Source organism: Sphaerospermopsis kisseleviana CS-549, assembly GCF_028329225.1.
In the GTDB taxonomy this organism is placed as follows: Bacteria; Cyanobacteriota; Cyanobacteriia; order Cyanobacteriales; family Nostocaceae; genus Sphaerospermopsis; species Sphaerospermopsis kisseleviana.
The window spans coordinates 1-4,666 of sequence record NZ_JAQMTI010000291.1 but is presented as its reverse complement, the minus strand read 5'-3'; the positions used below and the strand labels follow the sequence as shown (position 1 = coordinate 4,666).

Below are 4,666 nucleotides of genomic sequence, written 5' to 3'. Positions count from 1 at the left end.
AGCAGGGGAAGAAAAATTAATTCTTTATTCTTCAATTCTTTTTTCTCTTGCCTTTTGCTTTCTTTCTGCTATGTAAAACCTAGACAAAGCTAGACTTTACTTTCTACTTCAACGGGAGCATGGGAGCAGTTATCCCTCAGTAGACTTGCACGCCTTAGCCAGACGCGATATTTCTCAAGTTAAGATTTACAAGAAAGACTACGGCTATCATTGCTTGGTTTTCGCGTTGGCAATAGTCTTAATTCAATACTTGATATCGTAGGATTATATATCAAGTGGGTGATTTTCTTAACTCACTTATGTCAATGCTTGTCAACATAAGTACAGTTTTATCTATAAAATAGTCAGCTTAGGACTATCTCAATTACCAATTACCAATTACCAATTACCAATTACCAATTACCAAACTGTTAGTTTTTACCACCTTCGCGGCTGGCAGTTTGGATGTAAAGAATTATTAAAAATACGGCAGGAACAAGCACAAATAAGATGCTTGCTACAAAGCCCAGGTCATTAACTTGCATGGCAAGATAGCCTCTCTCTAAATTGATTTTCAGTCAACAATTTTAGAATAGCATCATAGTTACTAAAAATATAGTCCAATATTTCTAGCTTGGTAAGGTCTTACACCTTACAGGGCTAACTACAAGCCGCACTATTCGGTTTCTAATCTGAGATAGATTTCCGAACTAATTTTACCTTTTTTCAGTTCTGATTTGATTAGCTACTCTTGAAAATGTTTTATTTCGTCTAATTTATAGGATTTCCTGCCACACAGGAGCTATGGTTAGGTTAATTCTAACTCTCCGCACTCTCAGATCAGGACTTTCACCACTTTCAAAGGATCTACGCTTCTTGAACTCAAGACTAATATATCACATTCACCCCCCGTACAATAGGCCTCTTCCTGCCTCCTGCCTCCTGCCTGCTGCCTTCGTTAAGGTTTAGTAACTACGCTAACAGGTCCGTTAACTAGGGTTTGGCACGCAAGACGATAGTTATCTGGTTTGTTCTTAAATTTCCGCTTTTCTACATCAGTACGGGGTGAGAGGTTTTCCAGCCCTTCTACTACTTCCACAATACAGGTGGCACATTGTCCATAACCACCGCAATTGGTCATTTTTCCCCAAAATTTATAAATATCAATCCCATTTTCCATTGCTTTGAGCCGCAGGTTTGCACCATCAGCCGCAATTACTTCTTTATTCTCGTTGACAAACTTAATATTTCCCATAGTTGTTTCCTGTGTGAGTGGTAAATTTTTGTTAATTTTTAGTTAGTGGTTGCTACAGTATTTTACTTAATTGGGTGAATTTATTGCAAAACATTAAAAAATACAAATTTTATTAAAAATAAATCTTGAAAAAATAGGACAGGTGTATAATCCCTGTCCAAAAAATTGAAACCAGATTAATTTACCTGAAACCAACAGCAGCTTGCCAAACAAAAGCAAGCAACAGGAAGAATACAGGAATAACTGGGAGTACATCTACCAAAGGATCAAAAATTTGGTACGCTTCGGGCAGTTTTGCTAATAAAAGTGCTGCTTCCATGTTTTTTTCTATCCACCTAATAATCCAACACAGCTTTCATATTTGAGGAGTATATTAACATGGTTTGGGAATTGGGAATTAGGAATTGGGAATTGGTGATTGGTGATTGGTGATTGGGTTATTAATCTTCCCCTGCTTCCCCTGCTTCCCCTGCCTCCTCTGCTCCCCTGCCTCCTGTCACCTGTCACCTGTCACTTCTTCCCCGTCATCTTTCAACCAGTGTCCGAAGTCTTCAACAAAGCGATCGCTTAAAATTGATTCTCTAATTTTTTGGGTGAAGCGGATCAGTTCAGTGATGTTGTGAATACTTAATAATGTATAAGCTAAGATTTCTTGCGATCGCACTAAATGGGAAATATAAGCACGGGTGAAATTTGTGCAAGCATAACAAGGGCAATTTTCATCTAATGGTGTAAAATCTTCACGAAACTTGGCATTTTTCAGATTCCATCTTTCACCGTTAACTATCGCTGTTCCATGTCGCGCCCATCGGGTAGGAATCACACAATCAAATAAATCTATACCAGAAGCGATCGCAATAGCCATTTCTTTATAAGTTCCCACACCCATCAAATACCGGGGTTTATTTGCTGGTAACAAAGGTGTTGTCGCTTTAACTATCTGTGCCATTAACTCCGGTGGTTCACCCACACTCACCCCACCAATAGCAAAACCAGGCATATCCAACTTAGCCAACTCTGAGGCAGCACGGGCGCGTAAATCTAAATATACACCACCTTGAACAATGGGAAACAAAGCTTGATCAGTTCTTTGATGTGCTGCTATGCACCGTTCTAACCAGCGATAAGTCCGATCCGTCGCTGCTTCCACCTCTTGACGGGTAGCGGGATAGGGTGGACATTCATCAAACGCCATGATCACATCAGCACCCAGAGTATTCTGTATTTCTATGGAACGTTCTGGCGTTAGTTTAATAATTTTTCCATCATGGGGCGAACGAAAAGTTACACCTTCTTCTGTAATTTTTCGCATTTCGCTGAGACTGAAAACCTGAAAACCGCCAGAGTCTGTGAGCATCGGACTATTCCAGCCCATGAACTTATGCAGTCCACCACCACCGGCAACAATATTTTCTCCTGGTTGCAGGTGCAAATGATAGGTATTAGAAAGTACCATTTGCGCCCCTGTATCCTTGAGTTGAGCAGGGGTAATAGTTTTCACAGTTGCCAATGTTCCCACAGGCATAAATCTGGGAGTTTCCACAATACCATGAGGGGTAGAAAACACACCGACTCTGGCTTTGGTTTGACTACAGGTAGCTAGGAGTTGAAAAGAGAATTTGGACATTGGTAATGGGTAATGGGTAATGGGTAATGGGTAATTGGTAATTGGTAATTGGTAATTGGTAATTGGTGATTGGGTTATTAACTTCCCTATCTCCCCATCTCCCCATCTTCCAAAAATTGGGGGTGAGACCCTGCTATATAGTATCCTTGCTGTGGGTATATTATATTTCGGAGTTAGAAACAATCAGAGCAATCGTCATCAATTTCCGCATCCCATCGAGCGGATAACACCTGATCCATCATTGCTTCTATTGCACCGGCGTTAAATTGGCGATCGCATCTTTCTTGTAAAGGTGTAGAGAGTGGAATCAGACGCAAACAAAACTCTTCTTGGAATAAATCAAAGTATGTTTCTTGTTCAGGTGATTGTTGTAGTTCTAGATAGTCAAAACTATCTATATTCAGATACAGAGCGTTGTTAGCAACTATTGTAGACCTTTGCGGATGGGCAAATACTTCCATCACATCCCCATCACCTTCGCTCAGTAGCTTGTTCTCTTGGCTGTAGATGTAGTGAACTCGACCTAAATCTGTTAAGAGTCTGCGGATGTCGAGTTTATTTACAATTACGCCGGTGTTGACAATACACGGGGCTGGTATTTTGATATTGGGTAGATGATAACTCATAGAGTATTAGCGATTGAGGGAAGGTGAGTGACAACACAGATGAAAAGTCAATGCCTAGCTTTTTCACTGGACAAAACCCTATATTTCCAAAATATCAACTTTACATAGCGATCGTCTATGGAAACTACTCAATTTCCTCTAACTTTTTACAGTCAGTTTCTATTCTCCTCTGAAGTTGAGTTTTCGCTATGGTATATATTCTTCAACTATGGCAAGTTTGTCAAGATAAATTATTACAAGTAATAGCATCTATTATATTTTACACTTCTATTCCCTTACCCTATATCCCAGGCTTGGATTTTAGCAATGTTGCTGTTTTTGCTCCGGTTGTGGGTTTGATGATCGGGGGAATGTTAGGTTTATTAGATTTCATTTTTAATTACTTACATATCCCCGTATTAACTCGGACTGCTTTGGTGGTTGTTACCTGGATCGCAATTACGGGTGGTTTACATTTAGATGGTGCAATGGATACTGCTGATGGTTTAGCAGTAGGTGATCCTGAAAAGAGGTTACAGGTAATGGCTGATAGTGCTACTGGTGCTTTTGGGGCAATGGTAGCGATCGCTATTTTGTTGTTGAAAACCGCAGCTTTAATGGATATTTCGGAAAACCGTTATTTAATCTTAATGGCGGCCTGTGGTTGGGGACGTTGGGGACAACAAGTAGCGATTTTGCGATATCCCTATCTGAAACCTACTGGTAAAGGTGCATTTCATAAACAGGCAATTCGTTCTTATGCAGATATTTTACCGAGTTGGTTTTTATTGTTGGGTTTGAGTATTTTAGTTTGGGTTGTTAATTCCCAAAATCTATTGTTATCTGTATTTATGGTGTTGGCGGGTAGTGCGATCGCTCTTTTAGTCCCTTGTTGGTTTAACTATAAGCTGGGTGGACACACTGGAGATACTTACGGTGCTGTGGTTGAATGGACTGAGGCTTTGTTTTTATGTGTAATGACTTTGGGTAATGGGTAATTGGTAATTGACTATGTTTGACTATATTTTTGTGATTGAAACTAAATAGGGTTTGCTGAACAAGTCTCTTCGTTAAGGCAGGGAATAGGGAATAGGGAATAGGCAAGAGTTTGGGTGATCTGTTAGTAACCAATTCTTTGAAATTTCACCCGGAAAATGCACGCTTTTAGGAGTATGCCCCTGAAAAATCCTGCACTGATTT

At 39.9% G+C, this 4,666-nt stretch carries 7 protein-coding genes; 1 reads left to right on the top strand and 6 read right to left on the bottom strand.

Going from position 1 to position 4,666, the window contains the following annotated elements; all coding sequences use genetic code 11:
• Positions 1-410 precede the first annotated feature (410 nt).
• The 6 genes from psbM to PN497_RS22855 all read right to left on the bottom strand — a co-directional run bounded on the left by psbM (position 411) and on the right by PN497_RS22855 (position 3,487).
• Complete coding sequence (psbM, locus tag PN497_RS22880) at positions 411-524, bottom strand: photosystem II reaction center protein PsbM (protein ID WP_071985120.1); 114 nt, start codon at positions 522-524, stop codon at positions 411-413.
• 413 nt (positions 525-937) lie between these two features.
• Complete coding sequence (locus PN497_RS22875; protein WP_096564917.1) at positions 938-1,234, bottom strand: 2Fe-2S iron-sulfur cluster-binding protein; 297 nt, start codon at positions 1,232-1,234, stop codon at positions 938-940.
• Positions 1,235-1,415: 181 nt separating this feature from the next.
• A complete protein-coding gene (locus PN497_RS22870; protein WP_006195022.1) occupies positions 1,416-1,553 on the bottom strand; it encodes a photosystem II reaction center protein K in 138 nt (45 codons plus the stop codon).
• Positions 1,554-1,730: 177 nt separating this feature from the next.
• A complete protein-coding gene (gene tgt / locus PN497_RS22865; RefSeq protein WP_096564915.1) occupies positions 1,731-2,861 on the bottom strand; it encodes a tRNA guanosine(34) transglycosylase Tgt in 1,131 nt (376 codons plus the stop codon).
• The gene (locus PN497_RS22860) at positions 2,824-2,967 is read right to left on the bottom strand and encodes an alpha/beta hydrolase (protein WP_096564913.1); all 144 of its coding nucleotides are present in this window, start codon (positions 2,965-2,967) and stop codon (positions 2,824-2,826) included. Before PN497_RS22860 ends, tgt begins: the two co-directional genes overlap by 38 nt.
• Before the next feature lie 67 nt (positions 2,968-3,034).
• Positions 3,035-3,487, bottom strand: a complete 453-nt coding sequence (locus PN497_RS22855) for a hypothetical protein (protein WP_096564911.1) — start codon at positions 3,485-3,487, stop codon at positions 3,035-3,037.
• 188 nt (positions 3,488-3,675) lie between these two features.
• Between PN497_RS22855 and cobS the strand changes: the two genes are divergently transcribed.
• Complete coding sequence (gene cobS / locus PN497_RS22850; protein WP_096564909.1) at positions 3,676-4,464, top strand: adenosylcobinamide-GDP ribazoletransferase; 789 nt, start codon at positions 3,676-3,678, stop codon at positions 4,462-4,464.
• Positions 4,465-4,666: the final 202 nt, after the last annotated feature.

Bases quoted from the DNA above. Each gene is read 5' to 3' on its own strand.
- psbM (WP_071985120.1), bottom strand. From the start codon at position 524: ATGCAAGTTAATGACCTGGGCTTTGTAGCAAGCATCTTATTTGTGCTT.
- PN497_RS22875 (WP_096564917.1), bottom strand. From the start codon at position 1,234: ATGGGAAATATTAAGTTTGTCAACGAGAATAAAGAAGTAATTGCGGCT.
- PN497_RS22870 (WP_006195022.1), bottom strand. From the start codon at position 1,553: ATGGAAGCAGCACTTTTATTAGCAAAACTGCCCGAAGCGTACCAAATT.
- tgt (WP_096564915.1), bottom strand. From the start codon at position 2,861: ATGTCCAAATTCTCTTTTCAACTCCTAGCTACCTGTAGTCAAACCAAA.
- PN497_RS22860 (WP_096564913.1), bottom strand. From the start codon at position 2,967: ATGGGGAGATGGGGAGATAGGGAAGTTAATAACCCAATCACCAATTAC.
- PN497_RS22855 (WP_096564911.1), bottom strand. From the start codon at position 3,487: ATGAGTTATCATCTACCCAATATCAAAATACCAGCCCCGTGTATTGTC.
- cobS (WP_096564909.1), top strand. From the start codon at position 3,676: ATGGTATATATTCTTCAACTATGGCAAGTTTGTCAAGATAAATTATTA.